Below are 17,930 nucleotides of genomic sequence, written 5' to 3'. Positions count from 1 at the left end.
CGCCTTCTCTGCACAGTCATGATCCCGAAAGCAGTGCGTTCGTGGAGTGCGGCGAGGTCGACGTACTGAGCGTGGTCGACCTCGCCGGGGTCGTCGAGCGAGTCGGCGTGGGCGTCACTGGATTCGCCGTCGCAGCCTGAACTCGAGTGGGCCGCCCTCGCGTCACCTTCGCCAGAACAGATGATGCGTCACACCGCTCGGGCTGGGCACGACCTCCAGGTGGAACCGGTCGAGCAGTTCATCGGGGGAGTCCCACAGGCGTAGTCCGGACCCGAGTTTTACCGGAGAGACCGCCACGTGCATGGTGTCGACGAGGTCGGCATCAAGGAACTGCCGGATGGTGGTGACCCCGCCGCCGAGGCGGACGTCCTTGCCCTGAGCCGCTTCCCGCGCCCGTGCGAGGACCGTTGCCGGGTCGCCGTCGACGAAGTGGAACGTGGTGTCGGAGAGCGTGAACGACGGACGCTTGTGGTGGGTCATGACGAACACCGGGGTACGGAACGGGGGCTCCTCCCCCCACCAGCCGCGCCACTCATGGTCATTCCAAGGACCGCGCTCGGGCCCGAACTTGTTGCGGCCCATGATCTCGGCACCGATGTCGCGTGCGAAGTCTCGTGTGAAGTAGTCGTCGAGGCCCCGGCTCCCCCCGGCATCCGTGCGCATGGGCCAGCTTGCCGTGGCTCCGGCCCAGGCGAACAGCCTCTCGGGATGGTCGAGGCCGAACGGCCGCTCGAGACTCTGGTGCTCACCGGCACCGATTCCGTCACTCGAGACGTTGAAGTTCATGACTCTCAGCAGTTGATCCACTGTTTCCTCTTCAGGTCCTGTCGCATCATCGTGTGGCGAGGCGCCGCACATCATGACGTCGAACGGGACGTGGCCGGATCGACAGCAGTCGGCAACTTTTTCAGGCCCGTCAGGAAGCGGCCTGGTTGGCGGTCTCAAGTGCCCGACGCGGGCCAGGCCCGGCGCCAGGCCGTTTGCCCGGATCAGGCCCGCAGATCTTCCGTCACGGGCAGGCACTCGGCGAGCAGGTCGACGACGTCGCGCCAGGCTCGCTGCGCGTGCTGCGGGTGGTAGCCGACGCCGGGGAGCGTGGGGTGGTCGACCGACGGGTGGTGGAAGGCGTGCAGGGCGCCGCCGTAGACCGTGAGGCGCCAGTCGACGCCCGCGGCCTGCATCTCGGCGGTGAACGCGTTCCGTTGCGCGGGCGGCATGATCGGGTCCTCCGACCCGACCCCGGCCCACACCGGGCAGCGAATGCGCGCTGCCTCGCCCGGTCGGCCCGTGGTCAGTCCGTTGACCGTGCCGATCGCGCGCAGGTCGACGCCGTCGCGCCCGAGTTCCAGCCCGATGATGCCTCCGGTGCCGTAGCCGACGGCGGCGATCCGGTCGCGGTCGGTCCGCGGTTCGGCGCGCAGCACGTCGAGCGCCGCATGGCCGATGCCCCGCATCCGGTCGGGATCAGCGAGCAACGGCAGGCAACGGGCCAGCATCTCCTCGGGATCGCTCACATAGCGCCCGCCATGGATGTCGAAGGCCAGCGCTATGTATCCCAGTTCGGCGAGAGCATCGGCCCGGCGACGCTCGACGTCGCTGAGCCCCGTGCCCTCTGGCCCGAGCAGCACCGCGGGCCGGCGGTCGACACCGGCCGGGAGCGCGAGGTGCCCGATCATCGTCAGACCGTCGGCCGGATACTCGACCGTACGCGTCGTAATCGTCGTCATGAGACGGGACTGTAGCGATCGTCGAGCCCGGTCCGGCCGGTGTTCTGCCGCTGGCAGAGCAGCGCGTGTCCCCGCCAATCCGGCGAACCATCGCGGTCAGAGCACCAGGCGGTCCAGGTGACCTTGACGGAGGTCCGGAGCTGCCGTGCCTGGCTGTTCGATCGCCGTCGGCGGACCCGGCGCGTCCGGGCCCGCCATCACGTCACGCGGCTTTCTGGGCCTACCCGCCCTCTCCGCGGACGGTGTCGACGCGGAAGTCGTAGGACCCCGAGCCGATCTCGAAGACGGCGGCCCCCTTCTCCATGCGCAGGAAGCGGACTGACTTGGTGGCGTCGGCCGGCCGGCCGCCCTCGGTGACCGCTGCGGGGCTGTTCGCCGGCACATGGACCTCCGCGACGGTGTTGACCGGGACGATCACCTTGAGGTTGATGGCGCCGTCGTGGGTGCTCCACTTCGATGACAGGCGGCCGTAGACGGTGGTGAGGCTTCCAGTCCCGTGCGTCAGGTTGTCGCCGGGTACCGGTGCGATCCGGGAGCGCTTGTAGCCGGGCTCGAGCGCGGAGATGCCACCGATGTTCTGGAACATCCAGTCACCCACGGCACCGTAGGCATAGTGGTTGAAGGAGTTCATGTCGACCGGGCCGAAGTCGCCGTTGGGCATGATCGAGTTCCAGCGCTCCCACACGGTGGTGGCACCGTTGGCGACCTCGTACCCCCAGGACGGGTAGTCCTTGTGCAGCAGCATCTTGTAGGCCAGGTCGTCGCGGCCGATCCTGCTCAGTGCGGGCAGCAGCAGCGGCGTGCCGATGAAGCCGGTCCGCAGGTGGTAGTCGGTGAGCGCCAGTTTGGCCACGAACTTCTCCCCGACCTTGTCGACCAGTGCCGGATCCGAGACCAGGTTCATGGCGAGGGCCATCGCGTACCCGGTTTGAGAGTTGCCCTTGACGGTGCCGTCGGCTGCGACATAGGCCTTGGTGAAGGCGTCCCGGATGTCGGCGGAGAGCTTGCCGTAGTCGGACGCCGCCGCGTCATCGCCCAGGGCCTTGGCCGTCTCCGCCATCATGCGGGCGTTCTCGGCGTAGTAGGCCGTGCCCATGATGCCCTGCTCGGTCGGGTCGTCCAGGTTCAGCCAGTCGTCGGTGAAGAAGGTGGTGCGGCCGGGCTCGAGCAGGTCCGGTCCGGCGCTGTTGCGCACGAACTGGAAGAACTTCTGCATGGCGGGGTAGTTCTCGCGCAGGATGCGGGTGTCGTCATAGGAACGCCACACCTGGTACGGCACCGTGATCATCACGTCGGACCATCCGACACCGCTGTCGGCGAACTGGCCCTGAGGGGTCGGTACGACCGCCGGCAAGTCGCCGTTGGCGTACTGGGAGTTGCGTACGTCCGCCATCCAGTGGGACAGGAACGCGCGGGTGTCGACCAGGTAGTTGGCCGTCGGCGCGAACAGGCTGATGTCGCCTGTCCATCCCAGACGTTCGTCGCGGGCCGGGGTGTCGGTGGGGATGGAGAGGAAGTTGCCGCGCTGGCTCCAGGAGATGTTGCTCACCAGTTGGTTGAGCATGCCGTCCGAGGTCTTCAGCGTGCCGGTGGCGGGGAGGTCGGACCCCCAGACGACGCCCTTGACGTCCAGGAGAGCGGGGGGTTCGTTCACCCCGGTGATCTCGATGTAGCGGAACCCGTGCTGGGTGAAGGTGGGTTCGTAGGTGACTGTTCCGGTCTGGGCGAAGGTGTAGCGGTCGGTGACCTTGGCGCTGCGGAAGTTGTCGGTGTAGAGGGTGCCGTTCTTGTTGAGCACTTCCGCGTAGCGGATCTTGACTGTCTGGCCGGCTGAGCCGGTCAGCTTGAGTCGGGACACGCCGACCATGTTCTGACCGAGGTCGTATACATAGGTCCCGGCGGTGGGCTCGGTCATCTTCCGGGCCTGGAGTACCTGGGTCCGGCGCACCGGCTCGTCGCTCTGCGGCACGAGGAGGGCGGTCTGCGAGTCCAGGCTCGCGGCGGGCTCCCACTTCGCGTCGTCGAATCCTGGCCGGCTCCAGCCAGCCGGCTCCAGACGAGCGTCGTACGTCTCGCCGTCCTGCAAGTCGGCCTTCACGTAGGGGCCGTCCGACGCTTTCCATGAATCGTCCGTGGCGATCCACTGGACGGAGCCGTCGGTGTAGGTGATGCGCATCTTCGCCACGAGAGCGGGGGTGTCCCCGTACTGGTGGCTCCAGCCGATCCCGATCTTGCCGCCCCACCAGCCGTCCGCCAGGGAAGCGCCGATCACGTTGGCGCCGCTGTCGAGTAGCTCCGTGACGTCGTAGGTCTGGGACTGGATGCGCTTGTGGTAGTTGGTCCAGCCTGGGGCGAGTACCTGGTCGCCGACCGTCTTGCCGTTGAGCTCCAGCTCGTAGAGGCCGAGTGCGGACGCGTAGACGCGCGCGGAGGCGATCTTCTTGCCGGACCTGGTCGTGAAGCCCTTGCGCAGCAGCGGCTGCGGCCGGGACGCGGGGGCGTAGAGGGCGTCCGTGGTACCGGACACGGTGAGGGCCGAGTCGACGATCTCACCGCCGGTGAACGGGTTCCGGCCGGACGTGAAGTCGGTGTCCAACAGCGTGTCGCCGTCGGCGCCGGTGACAACGGCGTCGTAGACGGTTCCGCGTTCGCCGCAGCAGGCGTGGGTGCGGAAACCTATGTAGCCCTTCGCGAACGTGGCGTCGGTGAAGGTGCTGACCAGCTTGCCGTCGAGGGTCGTCTTGATGGTGGTCCCCGCCACGTCGTAGCGGACGGTGTGGCGGTCGGCGAGGAGACTCGCGTCGGTGAAGCCGTAGGGCGCGAGCTCCACCTCCTGGACCAGGGTGTAGTTGCCGTTGACCTGCTTGTGCAGTCTCAACATCGGTGTCGGGCCCGTGACGTTGAACTGCCACATGTATCCGTTGCTCACATCCGAGGCACGCAGGAACATGCCGAAAGCCGCGCTGTCCAGCTTGAACTCGACCGTGGCGGTGTAGTCCGTCCAGTTGTCCAGTTCGCTCGGAGTCGCGGGGCGAGTGATCCACTGGGCGCCGTCCCAGTCGGCGGAGTCCAGCAGGCCGGTCTCGAAGTACGCGGTCGCGCTCCATGGACTCGCGGTTCCCTTGTCGTCCCAGGCCCGCACACGCCAGTAGTAACGGGTGCCCGCGTCCAGGGCAGGCCCGCCGTACCGCACGCCGACCTGGCGGTCGGACGCCACCCGGCGGGACGACCACACATCGGCCGCGCCCGGTCTGCGCCCGACCTGGATCTCGTAGGCCGTCTGCGATGTGCCCCGCCGGGCCGATGCCAACTGCCAGCCGAGGACGGGGTCCTCACCACCGATGCCCAGCGGGTTCACCCGGCCGTTGGCAGTCAGAGCCTTCACGGAGAACGGCTCGTCCGATGGGGGAGCCGACGCGGCGGGGGATACGGACGTGGGCAGGATCGACGCGGCCGCGACCACGGCACACATGACAAGACCTTTCAGGAGCATGAGCAGTAGTGGGCGTTTGCGGAGCATGACATCTCCTTGCTGAATCGTTTCATGGATGTTCGCGGCTGATGGCGCCGTGAAGCAAGGTGTGTTGCGGGGTTAATTCGCCGCATCGCTCACCAGGGTCTTGAGTTCGGCAGAGGTGCCAGTGACCGCTTGGTCTGCTTCGTGCGACTGACGAGCCCGAAAGAGGTGCGTTGTGATGCCCCGGTCGACGGCGCTACGGATCAGGGCGATCATGTCCTGCCGATTGCCGATTGCCGATTGCCGGGGTTGGGGCCCGCCGCAACTCGGGGAGATATGCAGGCAGCCCAGCCCGATGGCCGAGGCCTCAAGGACCTGGCCGAGGTACGAGTGCGCGCTGTGGTGCCTCCTCGCGGCGATCGAGGATCTGTCACCGAGGCCGTTGTTCAGCGGCTGGTCGAGCGGTCGACGGCAGCGGAGGGTGCCTCAGTGGCGGCCCAGGCCGCCAGCAGCTGCAGCGCGTCGTAGGCCGGGGTGTGCGGGCCGGCGCTGTACGCGGTCAGGGTCAGGCCGGGCTGTGCGGGCAGTTCCATGGCGTCGAAGTCCAGGGTGATCTCGCCGACGGCCGGGTGACGGAACGACTTGCTGCCGGTGTGGTGCAGGCGCACGTTGTGCTTGGCCCACGCGGTGCGGAACTCCTCGCTGCGGGTGACGAGTTCACCGATCAGTCCGGTCAGATCGCTGTCACCTGGAGCCCGTCCGGCCTCGGTGCGCAGCAGCGAGACGGTTGTGTTCACGGACTGCTCCCAGTCCGGAAAGAAGTCACGGCCGTGCGGATCCAGGAACTGGAAGCGCGCGACGTTGACCGGGCGCGGGGCGTCATCGGTGAACAGCGGTGCGTACAGGGCGCGGCCGAGGTGGTTGATCGCGAGGATGTCGAGGCGGCCGTTGCGGATGAAGGCCGGGGAGTCGGTCATGGAGTCCAGGACGCGCAGGACGCTGTCCGGGAGTGGACCTCGAGTGCGTTTGGTACGGCGGAAGGGACGTCTGGCGACGGCGCGGGCCAGGTCGTAGAGGTGAGCGCGTTCGGCCTCGTCGAGCTGCAGGGCGTTCGCGACGGCGTCGAGGACCTCCTCGGAGGCACCGGCGAGGTGGCCGCGTTCGAGGCGAACGTAGTAGTCGACGCTGACGCCGGCGAGCATTGCGACTTCCTCGCGGCGTAGACCGGGCACACGCCGATTGCCGCCGTAGGCGGGAAGTCCGGCCTGCTGCGGGGTGATCTTGGCGCGGCGAGAGGCCAGGAATTCGCGGATGTCGCTCTCGGTACTCACGTGTTCCAGGCTAGGCGGGCGGGTGCGGACGAGGGGGGTTCTGTCAGTACCTGGAACAGCCGTACCTTCCACACGCGCGTGACCTGCGGTTACCTCGGTAGTGGCCGCTGCGGCGGCTGCCGGCGGGCCCGGACGAGAGGTTTCGGGCTGTGCTGCCGGGTCGGGCACCTGACCACAGGCTTGCAGGGCCCGCTTCCACAACGTTTGTGAGCGAAGGAGTCGTCTTATGGCGAAGCAGTCCGCACCCCAGGAACTGGCCGGAATCGCGCCCAAGCTCGTCGAGGTCACCAATGAGGTCCTCTTCGGCGACGTCTGGGAGCGGCCCGGGCTCTCCCCGCGGGATCGCAGCCTCGTCACCGTGAGCGTGCTGGCCGCGCTGTACCGCGGCGAGCAGCTCGGCTACCACCTTCGTGTGGCGCTGGAGAACGGGCTGAGTGTGGAGGAGCTGTCCGAGGCAATCACGCACCTCGCCTTCTACGCCGGCTGGCCGAACGCCATGACCGCGATCACCCTGCTCAAGGAGATCGCAGACGAGCAGACCGCAGCCTGACCGCGAGTCCGCGAAGAGGAGCACCGCTCATGGAATTGTTGAACAAGCAGCCGACGATGAAGCTGCCCGCCCAGTGGTTCACCGGCGATGCCTGGGCGGATGTGATCTACCGGGGTGAAGAACCCTCCCGCGCCCGCGCCAACGCCGTGCGATTCGCGCCCGGTGCCCGGACCGCCTGGCACAGCCATGGCCTGGGCCAGACCCTCTATATCGTCGAGGGCATCGCCCTGATCCAGTCCCGCGGTGGCGAGATCCTCGAAGCCCGTCCGGGCGACGTGATCTGGACGCCGCCGGGCGAGGAGCACTGGCACGGCGCCGCCCCGGACCACTTCATGACGCACATTGCGCTGTGGGAGACCGACGAGGTCGACTGGCTCGAACACGTCGGCGATGACGAGTACGGCGGCCCGCGTACCAGCCCCCGCCGCTGACCCGAACCCCGGCAACCCGTGAGGAGCATCATCATGCGCGGAGCCGTTCTCCACGCTCCCGGGGACGTGCGCTTCGAGGAGCGTGTCCACCCGACGATCATCAACCCGACCGACGCGGTCATTCGTACCGCCGCGACCTGTGTGTGCGGCTCGGACCTGTGGGACTACCGCGGCATCAACCCGGTCGAGCAGCCAACCCCGTTCGGTCACGAGTACGTCGGCATCGTCGAGGAAGTCGGCAGCGAGGTGACTGCCGTCAAGCCGGGGCAGTTCGTCATCGGCTCGTTCTTCGCCTCCGACAACACCTGCGCGAACTGTCGCAACGGCTACCAAACCAACTGCCTGCACCGCGAGTTCGTCGGTGCCGAGGGCTGCCAGGCCGAGAAGATCCGCATCCCCCTCGCGGACGGCACTCTCGTCGCCACGCCCGACCAGCCCGCCGAGCAGTACATTCCCAGCCTGCTGGCCTGCTCCGACGTGATGGGCACCGGCTGGTACGCGGCCGTCGCCGCCGAGGTGCGGCCCGGCGATACGGTCGCGGTGGTCGGCGACGGCGCGGTCGGCCTGTGCGCGGTCATCGCCGCCAAGGAACTGGGCGCCGAGCGGATCATCGCCATGTCCCGGCACGAGGCCCGACAGAAGCTGGCCCGCGAGTTCGGGGCCACCGACATCGTCGCCGAGCGCGGGGAAGAGGGCATCGCCCGCATCAAGGAGATGACCGGCGGGATCGGCGCCGACCGGGTCCTGGAATGCGTAGGCACGCCGGAGTCCATGCAGCAGGCGTTGCGCTCGACACGGCCCGGCGGCAACGTCGGCTTTGTCGGCGTCCCCCATGACGTGGCGGTCGACGGCCAGGAGCTGTTCTACTCCCACGTCGGCCTGCGCGGCGGCCCCGCCCCCGTCCGTGCGTTCCTGCCTGACCTGATCGACCGCGTACTCTCCGGCCGCATCAACCCGGGCAAGGTTTTCGACCTCACCCTGCCGCTCGAACAGGTCGCCGACGCCTACCAGGCCATGGACGAACGACGCGCCATCAAGGCGCTCCTCGTGCCCTGAGCCAGGGGCGCGCGGCAGGCGGTGCGAGTTGTTGGGTGCCTCCTTGACCATGTTCGGCGAAACGATGCCCGGCGATCAGCGCACCAGCGGTGGCATGGAGCACAACTACGGGTGATCTTCGGCTATATCGCCGGTCGCACTGCCGCGTGGTGGGCGTGGTTGACGTCCGCGCAGCTTGCGGGACGGGCCCGGCTGCACCACAGCACGCGGTCTTTCGCCGTCGTGATGACCACCCTGGATGTGACGGCGTTCTGCTCGTTGCCAGAGACGAACCTGTCCCGGTCCGCGTCCGGGAGGCAAGAGCGCAGGAAGCCCCGTCGGGGCAGGGTGACCAGATGGGTCTCCTGCCCCGGCGGAGTTCGGTCGGCCGAGCGGCGGGTTACCGGCGCCCGGCAGAGGCCGGTGCCGTGTGCGGCGCTGGCCGGATCAGCCGAAGTTCACGTCGCTGCACCACATGTAGGCCTGGTCCAGGTGCGAGGCCTGCCAGATCACGAACAGGATGTGGTGCCCGGTGTAGCCGGACGTCTGGACGGGGAACGTGATGTCCTTCGCCGGGGCGAAGCGGCCGGTCTGCGTGATGAAGTCGAGGTTGCTCCAACCCAGGGTCTGGGTCTGGGGGTTGAAGCCCTGCTTGCTCACGTAGACCTTGAGGTAGTCCGCCCCGTGGGACGCCTGGTCGTACAGGTGGACCGAGAAGTTGTTGCTGACGGTGGTGGTCTTCCACGGTCCGGGCTTGTCCAGGCTGGCGTTCCTGGAGAGGTTGTTGCTGCAGAGCGTCCCGTCGGGGGTCCGCGCCTCGAACTGGCCACCGAGGCCGTCGCGAAGCGCGCTCATCCAGTTCCACATGGTGTCGGCGTTGGCCTGGAAGGCCTGCCAGCACATGGGGTCTTCGGTCTGCATGGCCGGGTTCGTGTGGTTGCTGCCCCACGTCTTCCAGCACTGGTACGCGCGGGAGGCGGGGTCGACGATGGTGCCGTGGGCCTGGGCGGGGGTCGACCAGGTGAGTGCGCCGACGACCAGGGCGAACAGCATGACGAGCGCCTGGAGAGGCCGGCGGAGGGGTGATCGCGAACGCCCGGGTAACGGACTCTGTGTGCGCATGTGGGGGGGACTCCTTCCAGTTGCAAGGCTGTTATGGGAGCGCTCCCAACGCTAGGACTTCTGAGGGAGATGTCAATGAAGCAAACCGAGTTGATTCCCGGGGCGGGCGGCGAGCAGGGAATCTGTCGTGAGTCGGGAGTCAGAACCGTTCCCGGGACCGGAAAACGAGGATCTGGCCCGCTGGTGTGCGGGGCTGTCGATGCATGCCGGCGGGGGTGCTCCGGGAGGTTGTCGAACGGTCGAGGTGGGTGACGGTCGCTCGTCCCGAGACGTCTGGCCCATGTGGCCTTCGAGCTGTTCCGCCGCGAGGGCTTCGACTACGTCACCGTCATTGACTTGGCCGCGGCTGCGGGGGTGTCCCGCAGTGCCTTCCTGCGCTGCTTCGGGAGCAGGGCTCCTCCGGGTCCGCGCTGCCGATGTGCGCCGGAGGACGTGGAGGTTCAGATTGGATGTATCGGACTCGTCGCGCGGAAACGTCGACGGGCAGCCCACGACAGGGAGGAACCTGTCATGACAACCAATGTGAGAGAAGCCGGCCCGGCCAGGGCAACGCACGGCAGCGGCTGGCTCGTGTTCGCCTCCGTGATGATGATCTTCAGCGGCATCATGACGCTGCTCGCCGGTATCTCGGCCATCGCCGAGGACGACGTGTTCTTCAGCACCCGCAACTACGTCTACGAGCTCGATCTCACCGGATGGGGCTGGATCCACCTCATACTGGGCATCGTGATCGCCTGCGCCGGCTTCGCCCTGCTCAAGGGCGCCACGTGGGCCAGGGTCGTCGGCGTGGTGCTGGCGGGTCTCAGCATGATCGCGAACTTCATGTGGCTGCCCTACAACCCGTGGTGGGCGCTGCTCTTCATCGCCCTCGACGCCTTCGTCATCTGGGCGCTGTGCGTAGCCCCTGGTCCGATGCCGGACTGAGGTCCGGGACCTCGACGGCCGTGGCGAGCGAGACAGTGGCAGGGCCGCCGCCGGACGTGCTGCTCATCGTCGGCGTCGCCGGGTCGGGCAAGACGACGGTGGCGCGGCTCGTGGCGCAGCGGCTGGGCCGGCCGTATCGGGACGCGGACGAGTTCCACTCCGAGGCCAACCGCGCCAAAATGGCCGCCGGCCACGCCCTCACGGACAGCGACCGAGAGCCCTGGCTCGAAGCCATCGGTGCCTGGATGGACCGTGAGATCGTCGCCGGCCGGTCGGCTGTGGTGACCTGTTCCGCGCTCAAGCGTGTCTACCGGGACCGCCTTTTGGCGGGGCGCCCTGGCGTGCGTCTGGTGTACCTGCACGGGTCGCACGATCTGATCCGCTCACGGCTGGCCGCCCGGCACGGCCACTTCTTCCCGGCAGGTCTGCTGGACAGTCAGTTCGCCGAACTACAGGAGCCGGTGGCCGATGAACATCCGTTGGTGGTCGAGATCGACCAGTCCCCGGAGGCCGTGGCCGCGTCGGTGCTTTCGCTGATGCGCGGAGAAGACGCTGTGGACGACCTGCCGCCAGGGCCGCTCATCGAGCGCTCCGCACGACGTGAGGAGCGGCTTGTCTCCGCCGGTCCGACGGGCGACCAGTGGCAGTTGCGCCATGGTGGGCAACGGGCTTCCATCGTCCAACTGGGCGGCGCGTTGCGCGAGTACGTCGTGAACGACCGGCCCCTGCTCGACGGGTTCACCAGCGACTCGGCCATCACAGGAGGGCGAGGACAGCTCCTTGTCCCCTGGCCGAACCGTGTGGCCGACGGACGCTACCGCTTCGACGGCCACGACCTGCAACTCCCGTTGACGGAACCGGAGGAGCACAACGCCATCCACGGTCTGCTGCGGTGGACCTTGTGGAAGCTGCTTGCCCACAGTGAGGACTCGCTCAGGATCGGCACCACACTGTGCCCGCAGCCGGGTTATCCCTTCCTCCTCGAGGTCCGTGCGGAGTACCGGCTCGGTCCCGAAGGCTTGGAAGTCTCCGTCTTCGCCACCAACTCCGGTACGGTCCGCGCTCCTTGCGCAGTGGGACAGCATCCGTATCTGACGGTCGGCACCGACCTCGTCGACACCGCCCTGCTGACCGTTCCGGCCGGGTACCGGCTGCTCACCGACGAGCGGGGTCTGCCTGTCGGTCAGGAGCCGGTGGAGGGAACCGTGTACGACTTCCGCGCTGCCCGCCCCATTGGCGACCTGCGGCTGGACACCGCCTTCACCGGCCTCGACCGCGACGCGCGCGGCCGGACGGTCGTCAGGCTGGCCCATCCTTCCGGACTGCGAGGCGTCGATCTGTGGCTCGGCGACGGCACCCGCTACGTCCAGGTGTACACGGGTGACACGCTGGCCGAGCCCGAACGCAGACGCCGGGGCGTGGCCGTGGAGCCCATGTCCTGTCCGGCGGACGCGCTCCGCAGCGGCACCGATCTGACGGTTCTCGAGCCGGGTGACACCCATGTCCTGCGATGGGGGCTCACTCCGTGGGATTCCCCGTGACGTGGGCCGGTCCTGGTCCGGCCGGCACGCGCATGGGCGAGCGCGAGTTCGCGGGTGTTCCACATGCGGCTGCGGGACGCGGCGTAACGGAGGGCGAGACGAACCCGCGGGGTGCACTGGCCCATCCGACACCTGAGCGGGTCGTGGCGGTCGGCCATTAGGGCATGCATGAACACCGGCTGTTGTCCCGCAGCATCTACCTGCACAAGGGCATGCCGATCGGCGCGACGGCGCATCAGGCGGGCACCGTCCGTTTCTGAACCGACCCGGCTTCCTCCGCGCTGGACGTCAACTGCAAGGCCCACGACCTGGACAATCTCTACGTCGTCGACACGAGCTTCTTCCCGAGCGTCGGCGCGGTCAACCCGTCCCTGACGGCCATCGCCAACGCGCTGCGGGTCGGCGACCGTCTCCTCGCGCGGCTCGGCTGACCGGTCGGGCCGCTCGTCCGATGGGACGAAGATGCTCGGCCCAACGGCCCAACGGTCGCTCCGTGGCCATGCCGTCCGCCGCGACCGGTGATTGCGTGACCTGCGTGCCGGGTCGGCCGCAGGCGGCGGGCCCGGCCGTGCTGCGAGGAGGCAGAACATCGTGGATTCGACCGAAGCACCACAGGGCGTCATTCCGGCGCACCTTCTGAGGGGTCAGAAGGCACTGGTCACGGGAGCGAACTCGGGCATCGGCATGGCCACCGCGCTGGGGCTCGCCCGGGCCGGCGCGGACGTGGTCGTGAACTACGTGGCGGATCGTGACGCCGCCGAGAAGGTCGTCGAGGAGATCACCTCCTTCGGCGTGCGCGCGGCCGCCTACGAGGCGGACGTGTCCAAGGAGGACCAGGTCGTCGCCATGGTGGATCGGATGGTCCAGGAGTTCGGGACGATCGACATCATGGTCGCCAACGCCGGTCTGCAGCGCGACGCCCGGCTCACCGAGATGACGCTGGCGCAGTGGCAGAAGGTGATCGATGTCAACCTCACGGGGCAGTTCCTGTGCGCCAGGGAGGCGGCCAAGGAGTTCCGGCGCCGCGGTGTCGTTCCCGAGGTGTCCCGCGCGGCCGGGAAGATCATCTGCATGAGCTCGGTGCACCAGCTCATCCCGTGGTCCGGCCACGTCAACTACGCGTCCTCCAAGGGGGGCGTGCAGATGATGATGCAGACCCTGGCCCAGGAGCTCGCCCCGGAGAAGATCAGGGTGAACGCGGTCGCCCCCGGTGCGATCAAGACGCCGATCAACCGCAGCGCCTGGGAGACGCCCGAGGCCCGGGAAGACCTGCTGCGGCTGATTCCCTACGACCGGATCGGCGACCCCGACGACATCGCCCACGCCGTCGTCGCCCTCTCGTCCGACCTCATGGACTACGTCGTGGGGACGACCCTGTACGTGGACGGCGGCATGACTCTCTTCCCCGGGTTCGCCACCGGTGGCTGACCTTCCCCTGGAACGCCACGAACAGTAAGGGCGTCGATGTACACCTACGTCTCGCTGGTGGCGGACGCCCCAGCGCAACTGCTGCCCGCCCGGGAGCTCATGGCCTTCACCCTGGCCTCCCACATCATCCTGGTGCCCCTGGGCGTGGCGCTCCCTCTCATCACCCTGGTCATGCACTACCGAGGGCTGCGCCGCAACGATGCCACCGCGCTGCTCCTGGCCCGGCGCTGGTCGGCCGTCATGGCGGTGCAGTTCGCGGTCGGCGTCGTCACCGGCACGGTGCTTTCCTTCGAGTTCGGTCTGCTCTGGCCGGGACTGATGGGGCGGTGGGGCGACGTCTTCGGGATCGGGTTCGGTGTCGAGGCCTGGGCGTTCTTCCTCGAGGCGGTACTCATCGCGATCTATCTCTACGGGTGGCGCCGGCTGAAGCCGCGTACCCATTTCCTGCTCGGGCTGCCGCTCCCGGCCACCGCCCTGCTGGGCGCGTTCGGTATTCTGGCAGCCAACTCCTGGATGAACACACCGCAGGGGTTCTCCCTGGACGCCTCGGGCCGACCGGTCGATGTCGACGTGTGGAAGGCGATCTTCACGCCCATGTTCGGGCCGCAGTACTGGCACTTCGTCCTAGCCATGCTGATGACGGCGGGTTACATGGTGGCCGGTGTCTATGCCGTGGGCTGGCTGCGGGGCCGCCGGGACCGGTATCACCGGCTCGGGTTCACCATTCCCTTCACGATCGCATCCATCGCCGCGCCCGTGCAGATGGTCCTGGGCGACTCCATCGCGCGCTCGGTCTTCCACAAACAGCCGGTGAAGTTCGCGGCCATGGAGATCGTCTGGAAGACCGACACCCGCGTACCGGAGTACCTCTACGGTCGCCTGCACCCGGACGGCTCGATCTCCGGCGGTATCAAGATTCCCTTGCTCGACTCCGTGCTGGCCGGGTTCCGCCCGGACACCAAGGTGGTCGGGCTGACCTCCGTCCCGGCCAGTGAACGGCCGACCGCCACTCAGGCGACCATCGCGCACTGGGCCTTCGACACGATGGTCTTCATCGGCACCGCGTTGCTGCTGCTCGCGCTGTGCTACGGATGGATCTGGCTGCGCCACCGCCGGCCTCCCGAATCCACGTGGTTCTATCGCGGCGCGGCCTGCGCCGGAGTCGCGTCCGTCGTGGCGGTGGAGTGCGGGTGGGTCGCCACCGAGGTCGGCCGCCAGCCCTGGATCGTCTACCAGAACATGCGGGTCGCCGAGGCGGTCACGGCGACCCGCTCCAGCACCCTGTGGATCATGTTCGGCCTGGTGATCGTGGTGTATGTGTTCGTCTTCGGCTCGCTGCTGACGGTCCTGCTCAAGATGCGGGCGCGCTGGCGGCTCGCCGACGAGCAACAGGCGGCGCACGCACCGGAGGCCGATACCCCCTACGGGCCGAGAACAGCTCCTCAGGGCGACGACATCCTCACCTCCGGCACCGGAGGCAGGCCCCGGGACGGCCGCCCGTGACCGCCGACGTCATCGCCGTGACGCTGCTCCTCGCCGTCGCCGCGTACGCGTGTGCGGGCGGCACCGACTACGGCGCAGGATTCTGGGATCTCACCGCGGGCGGGGCGGAGCGCGGCAAGCGCCCCCGGCAGCTGATCGACCACGCGATGGCTCCCGTGTGGGAGGTGAACAACGTCTGGCTGATCTTCGTCTTCGTCATCATGTGGACCGGCTTCCCGGTCCTTTTCCAGACCGTGTTCTCCGCGATGTGGCTGCCGTTGGCGCTGGCCGCGATGGGCATGGTCCTGCGGGGCGCCGGCTTCGCCTTCCGCAAGCCCGCCCGCCGGCTCGTGGGGCGGCGTCTGTACGGTGCCGTGTTCGCCGTGGCCTCGCTCGTGACGCCGTTCTTCCTCGGCTCGGCTGTCGGCGGGGTCGCGTCGGGCCGGGTCTCGCCCGGCACGGAGGCCTCCGCCGACGCCTGGTTCAACCCCACCTCGCTGATGTTCGGTCTGACCGCTGTCGCGGGCACCGCGTTCCTTGGCGCGGTCTTCCTCACGGGAGACGCCCGGCGCCTCGACGCCGATCTGGTCGGCTACTTCCGGCGGCGCGCGCTGGCCAGCCTCGCGGTCGTGTCCGTGCTGGCTGTGCTCGCGTTGTCCGTCACCCGGGACGACAGTGCGCACGTGTGGCACGGACTGACCCATGGCGTGGGTCTGGGCTTCGTCATCGCCGCGGGGGTGGCCGTCCTCGCGACGATCTGGCTGCTTCTGCGGACGCCGGGCGTCTGGGTCCGGGTCGCGGCCGTCGCGGTCGTCGCGGGTGCGGTGCTCGCCTGGGGCATGGCCCAGCGGCCCTACCTCCTTCCGACGTCGTTGACCGTGTCCGACGGGGCGGGCGCCCCCGCCACACTCACGTGGCTGCTTGTGGTCACGGTGATCGCCGTGGTCGTGGTCTTCCCGGCCGTCGCTCTCCTGTACTGGCTGGACACCCACGGCGAACTGGAGGAACTCACGGACGCCGAACTGCGACGAAGCGGTACGGGCGAGAACGGCCCCTCCGGAACCGCCTGACGGCCCACCGCCGTATCCCCATCGCGCCCGCGCCCCGACCGAGGGAGCTGTTGTGACGGACGACGAGATCCTTCTCGGGATCGCTCTGACGTTCGCGCTCGCCGCCGGATCCCAGATCCTGGCGAGCAAGCTGCGCGTCCCCGCACTGATCATCCTGCTGCCGGCGGGTTTCGCGGCCGGGGCGCTGACGGACGTCATCCATCCGGACAAGCTGATCGGCCCGGACTTCTCCGCCCTGGTCTCGATGGCCGTCGCGGTGATCCTCTACGACGCGGGCCTCGGGCTCAATCTGAGCAAACTCACGGGTCGCACGCGATGGATCGTGGGCAGGCTGCTGCTGTTCGGCGTGCTGCTCACGTTCTTCGTCACGGCAGCGGTGGCGCCCGCGATGTTCGACATGCCCCTGCGGGTCGCCGCGATGCTCGGTGTGATCCTCGTGGTCTCCGGCCCGACCGTCGTCGGTCCACTGCTCGACTTCGTCCGTCCGAACGACAAGGTGCGCCGCATCCTGATCTGGGAAGGGACGCTGACGGATCCGATCGGCGGCATCCTGGGCGCGCTGGTGTTCCATGCCGTGGCCACGACGCACCGGGTCGACATCGGCCGGGGCTACCAACTGGGTCAGTTCGCGCTCAGCCTCGTTGTGGGTTTGGTCGGGGGAGCGGTGGCGACGGCCGTGCTGTGGCTGACGCTGCGCACCCTGCGGCTGGGCGAGACTTTGGGAACGCTGGCGCAACTGGCCACGGTGATCACCGTGTCGGCGATGTGCGACATCGTCCGGGACGACACCGGGCTCATCGCCGCCATCGTGGCGGGTCTCGCCGTGACCAACATCCGCGGCTTCGACATTCCGGCCCGACGGCCCTTCTTCGAGACACTGGCCCAACTGATCATCGGCTTGCTGTTCGTCTCCATCTCCTCCAGCGTCGCTCCCTCCTCCGTGAGGCCCGTGCTGCTGCCGGCTCTGGGGCTCATCGCTCTGCTCGTCCTGGTCGTGCGCCCCGTGATCGCCTTCGCGTCGACCACCCGGTCCGGCCTGACCATGGGGGAGCGGGCCTTCATCGGATGGATGGCACCGCGAGGCATCGTGGCCGCGGCGACGGCCTCGGCATTCGCGGCGGGCCTCGTCGAGCAGGGGGAGCCCGGAGCCTCCCGCATCCTTCCCGTCACCTTCCTGGTGATCGTGGGCACCGTCGTGCTGTACGCGCTCACCGCGGCGCCGGTGGCGCGACGGCTCGGCATCGTCGAACCCGGGGGACACCGGATCCTGCTGGTGGGCGGGGAGCCATGGGTGGTGGACCTGGGAAGAACGTTGCAGAGCGCCGGCCTGGACGTACTCATGTGGGCGGGGGCCGACGCCGAACGAGAACGCATCGACGCCGCGGGAATCGAGCTGGCCACCGGTGATCTGCTGGCCACGGCCACCAATCCCGGCGCCAGGCTGGAGGGTGTGACGGCCGTCTTCCTGGCCACCGACGACGACGACTTCAACGCGCTCGCCGCCGTGGTGATGCAGGACAGCGTCGAAGGCCCCGTGTACCGGGTCGGACCGCCGCACGGCGGTCATGGCGTCGTCGCCCCTTACACCGGCGGCGACATCCTGTTCGGCACCGCGCTCGTTCGTCACATCCTGGCGGCACGCTACGAGCGGGGAGCCCGCTTCGTGATCCGGTCCGGCTCGGCCCCCCTCCCGGAGGGCCACGACACCCTGTTCGTCGTCCGCGCCGACCGGCGGCTGGAGCCGGTCACCGACAAGCAGCAGGTCATCCCGGGGGAGGGCGACCAGGTGGTACTGCTCGGCTCCGCCCCCTCCGAAGGGTGAGCGTCGAAGG

General features: G+C 68.5%; 14 protein-coding genes and 2 pseudogenes. 11 read left to right on the top strand and 5 right to left on the bottom strand.

Annotated elements, in window-relative coordinates:
* Positions 1-162: 162 nt before the first annotated feature.
* The 4 genes from OG381_RS03025 to OG381_RS03010 form a co-directional block, all read right to left on the bottom strand.
* The gene (locus tag OG381_RS03025) at positions 163-807 is read right to left on the bottom strand and encodes a dihydrofolate reductase family protein (RefSeq protein ID WP_327714507.1); all 645 of its coding nucleotides are present in this window, start codon (positions 805-807) and stop codon (positions 163-165) included.
* 182 nt (positions 808-989) lie between these two features.
* Positions 990-1,727 carry a dienelactone hydrolase family protein gene (locus OG381_RS03020; RefSeq protein WP_327714506.1) on the bottom strand — a complete coding sequence of 246 codons (738 nt, stop codon included), beginning with the start codon at positions 1,725-1,727 and terminating at the stop codon, positions 990-992.
* A gap of 220 nt (positions 1,728-1,947) precedes the next feature.
* Positions 1,948-5,247: a family 78 glycoside hydrolase catalytic domain gene (locus tag OG381_RS03015; RefSeq protein ID WP_327714505.1), complete on the bottom strand. Its 3,300-nt coding sequence runs from the start codon at positions 5,245-5,247 to the stop codon at positions 1,948-1,950.
* 383 nt (positions 5,248-5,630) lie between these two features.
* Positions 5,631-6,515 carry a helix-turn-helix transcriptional regulator gene (locus tag OG381_RS03010; protein ID WP_327714504.1) on the bottom strand — a complete coding sequence of 295 codons (885 nt, stop codon included), beginning with the start codon at positions 6,513-6,515 and terminating at the stop codon, positions 5,631-5,633.
* Positions 6,516-6,741: 226 nt separating this feature from the next.
* Between OG381_RS03010 and OG381_RS03005 the strand changes: the two genes are divergently transcribed.
* From OG381_RS03005 to OG381_RS02995, 3 genes are read left to right on the top strand one after another with little or no spacing between them, the layout of a single operon-like run.
* Complete coding sequence (locus OG381_RS03005) at positions 6,742-7,065, top strand: carboxymuconolactone decarboxylase family protein (RefSeq protein ID WP_327714503.1); 324 nt, start codon at positions 6,742-6,744, stop codon at positions 7,063-7,065.
* Positions 7,066-7,094: 29 nt separating this feature from the next.
* Positions 7,095-7,496 (top strand): (R)-mandelonitrile lyase, encoded by a 402-nt coding sequence (locus tag OG381_RS03000; protein ID WP_327714502.1) that lies wholly within the window; start codon positions 7,095-7,097, stop codon positions 7,494-7,496.
* 33 nt (positions 7,497-7,529) lie between these two features.
* Complete coding sequence (locus OG381_RS02995; protein WP_327714501.1) at positions 7,530-8,552, top strand: zinc-dependent alcohol dehydrogenase family protein; 1,023 nt, start codon at positions 7,530-7,532, stop codon at positions 8,550-8,552.
* Positions 8,553-8,978: 426 nt separating this feature from the next.
* Here OG381_RS02995 and OG381_RS02990 read toward each other — a convergent pair whose 3' ends face one another.
* Entirely contained in the window at positions 8,979-9,584 is a 606-nt protein-coding gene (locus OG381_RS02990) for a lytic polysaccharide monooxygenase auxiliary activity family 9 protein (RefSeq protein ID WP_327714500.1), read from the bottom strand.
* 351 nt (positions 9,585-9,935) lie between these two features.
* Here OG381_RS02990 and OG381_RS49590 point away from each other — a divergent pair.
* The 8 genes and pseudogenes from OG381_RS49590 to OG381_RS02955 all read left to right on the top strand — a co-directional run.
* Positions 9,936-10,034: pseudogene (locus OG381_RS49590) on the top strand (TetR family transcriptional regulator); the annotation flags it as partial.
* A 129-nt stretch (positions 10,035-10,163) separates the two neighbouring features.
* Entirely contained in the window at positions 10,164-10,577 is a 414-nt protein-coding gene (locus tag OG381_RS02985) for a DUF7144 family membrane protein (RefSeq protein ID WP_327714499.1), read from the top strand.
* A gap of 20 nt (positions 10,578-10,597) precedes the next feature.
* Positions 10,598-12,118 (top strand): gluconokinase, GntK/IdnK-type, encoded by a 1,521-nt coding sequence (locus OG381_RS02980; RefSeq protein ID WP_327714498.1) that lies wholly within the window; start codon positions 10,598-10,600, stop codon positions 12,116-12,118.
* 161 nt (positions 12,119-12,279) lie between these two features.
* Positions 12,280-12,549 (top strand): annotated as a pseudogene (locus OG381_RS02975) (GMC family oxidoreductase); the annotation flags it as partial.
* A gap of 160 nt (positions 12,550-12,709) precedes the next feature.
* A complete protein-coding gene (locus tag OG381_RS02970) occupies positions 12,710-13,546 on the top strand; it encodes an SDR family oxidoreductase (RefSeq protein ID WP_327714497.1) in 837 nt (278 codons plus the stop codon).
* Between the two features lie 36 nt (positions 13,547-13,582).
* Entirely contained in the window at positions 13,583-15,049 is a 1,467-nt protein-coding gene (locus OG381_RS02965) for a cytochrome ubiquinol oxidase subunit I (RefSeq protein WP_327714496.1), read from the top strand.
* On the top strand, positions 15,046-16,098 hold the full coding sequence (locus OG381_RS02960) for a cytochrome d ubiquinol oxidase subunit II (RefSeq protein WP_327714495.1): 1,053 nt from the start codon (positions 15,046-15,048) through the stop codon (positions 16,096-16,098). Before OG381_RS02965 ends, OG381_RS02960 begins: the two co-directional genes overlap by 4 nt.
* Before the next feature lie 52 nt (positions 16,099-16,150).
* Complete coding sequence (locus tag OG381_RS02955; RefSeq protein WP_327714494.1) at positions 16,151-17,920, top strand: cation:proton antiporter; 1,770 nt, start codon at positions 16,151-16,153, stop codon at positions 17,918-17,920.
* Positions 17,921-17,930: the final 10 nt, after the last annotated feature.

Source organism: Streptomyces sp. NBC_00490 (genome assembly GCF_036013645.1).
In the GTDB taxonomy this organism is placed as follows: Bacteria; Actinomycetota; Actinomycetes; order Streptomycetales; family Streptomycetaceae; genus Streptomyces; species Streptomyces canus_F.
The sequence above is the reverse complement of the archived record's forward strand: the minus strand, read 5'-3'. Positions and strand labels throughout refer to the sequence as shown.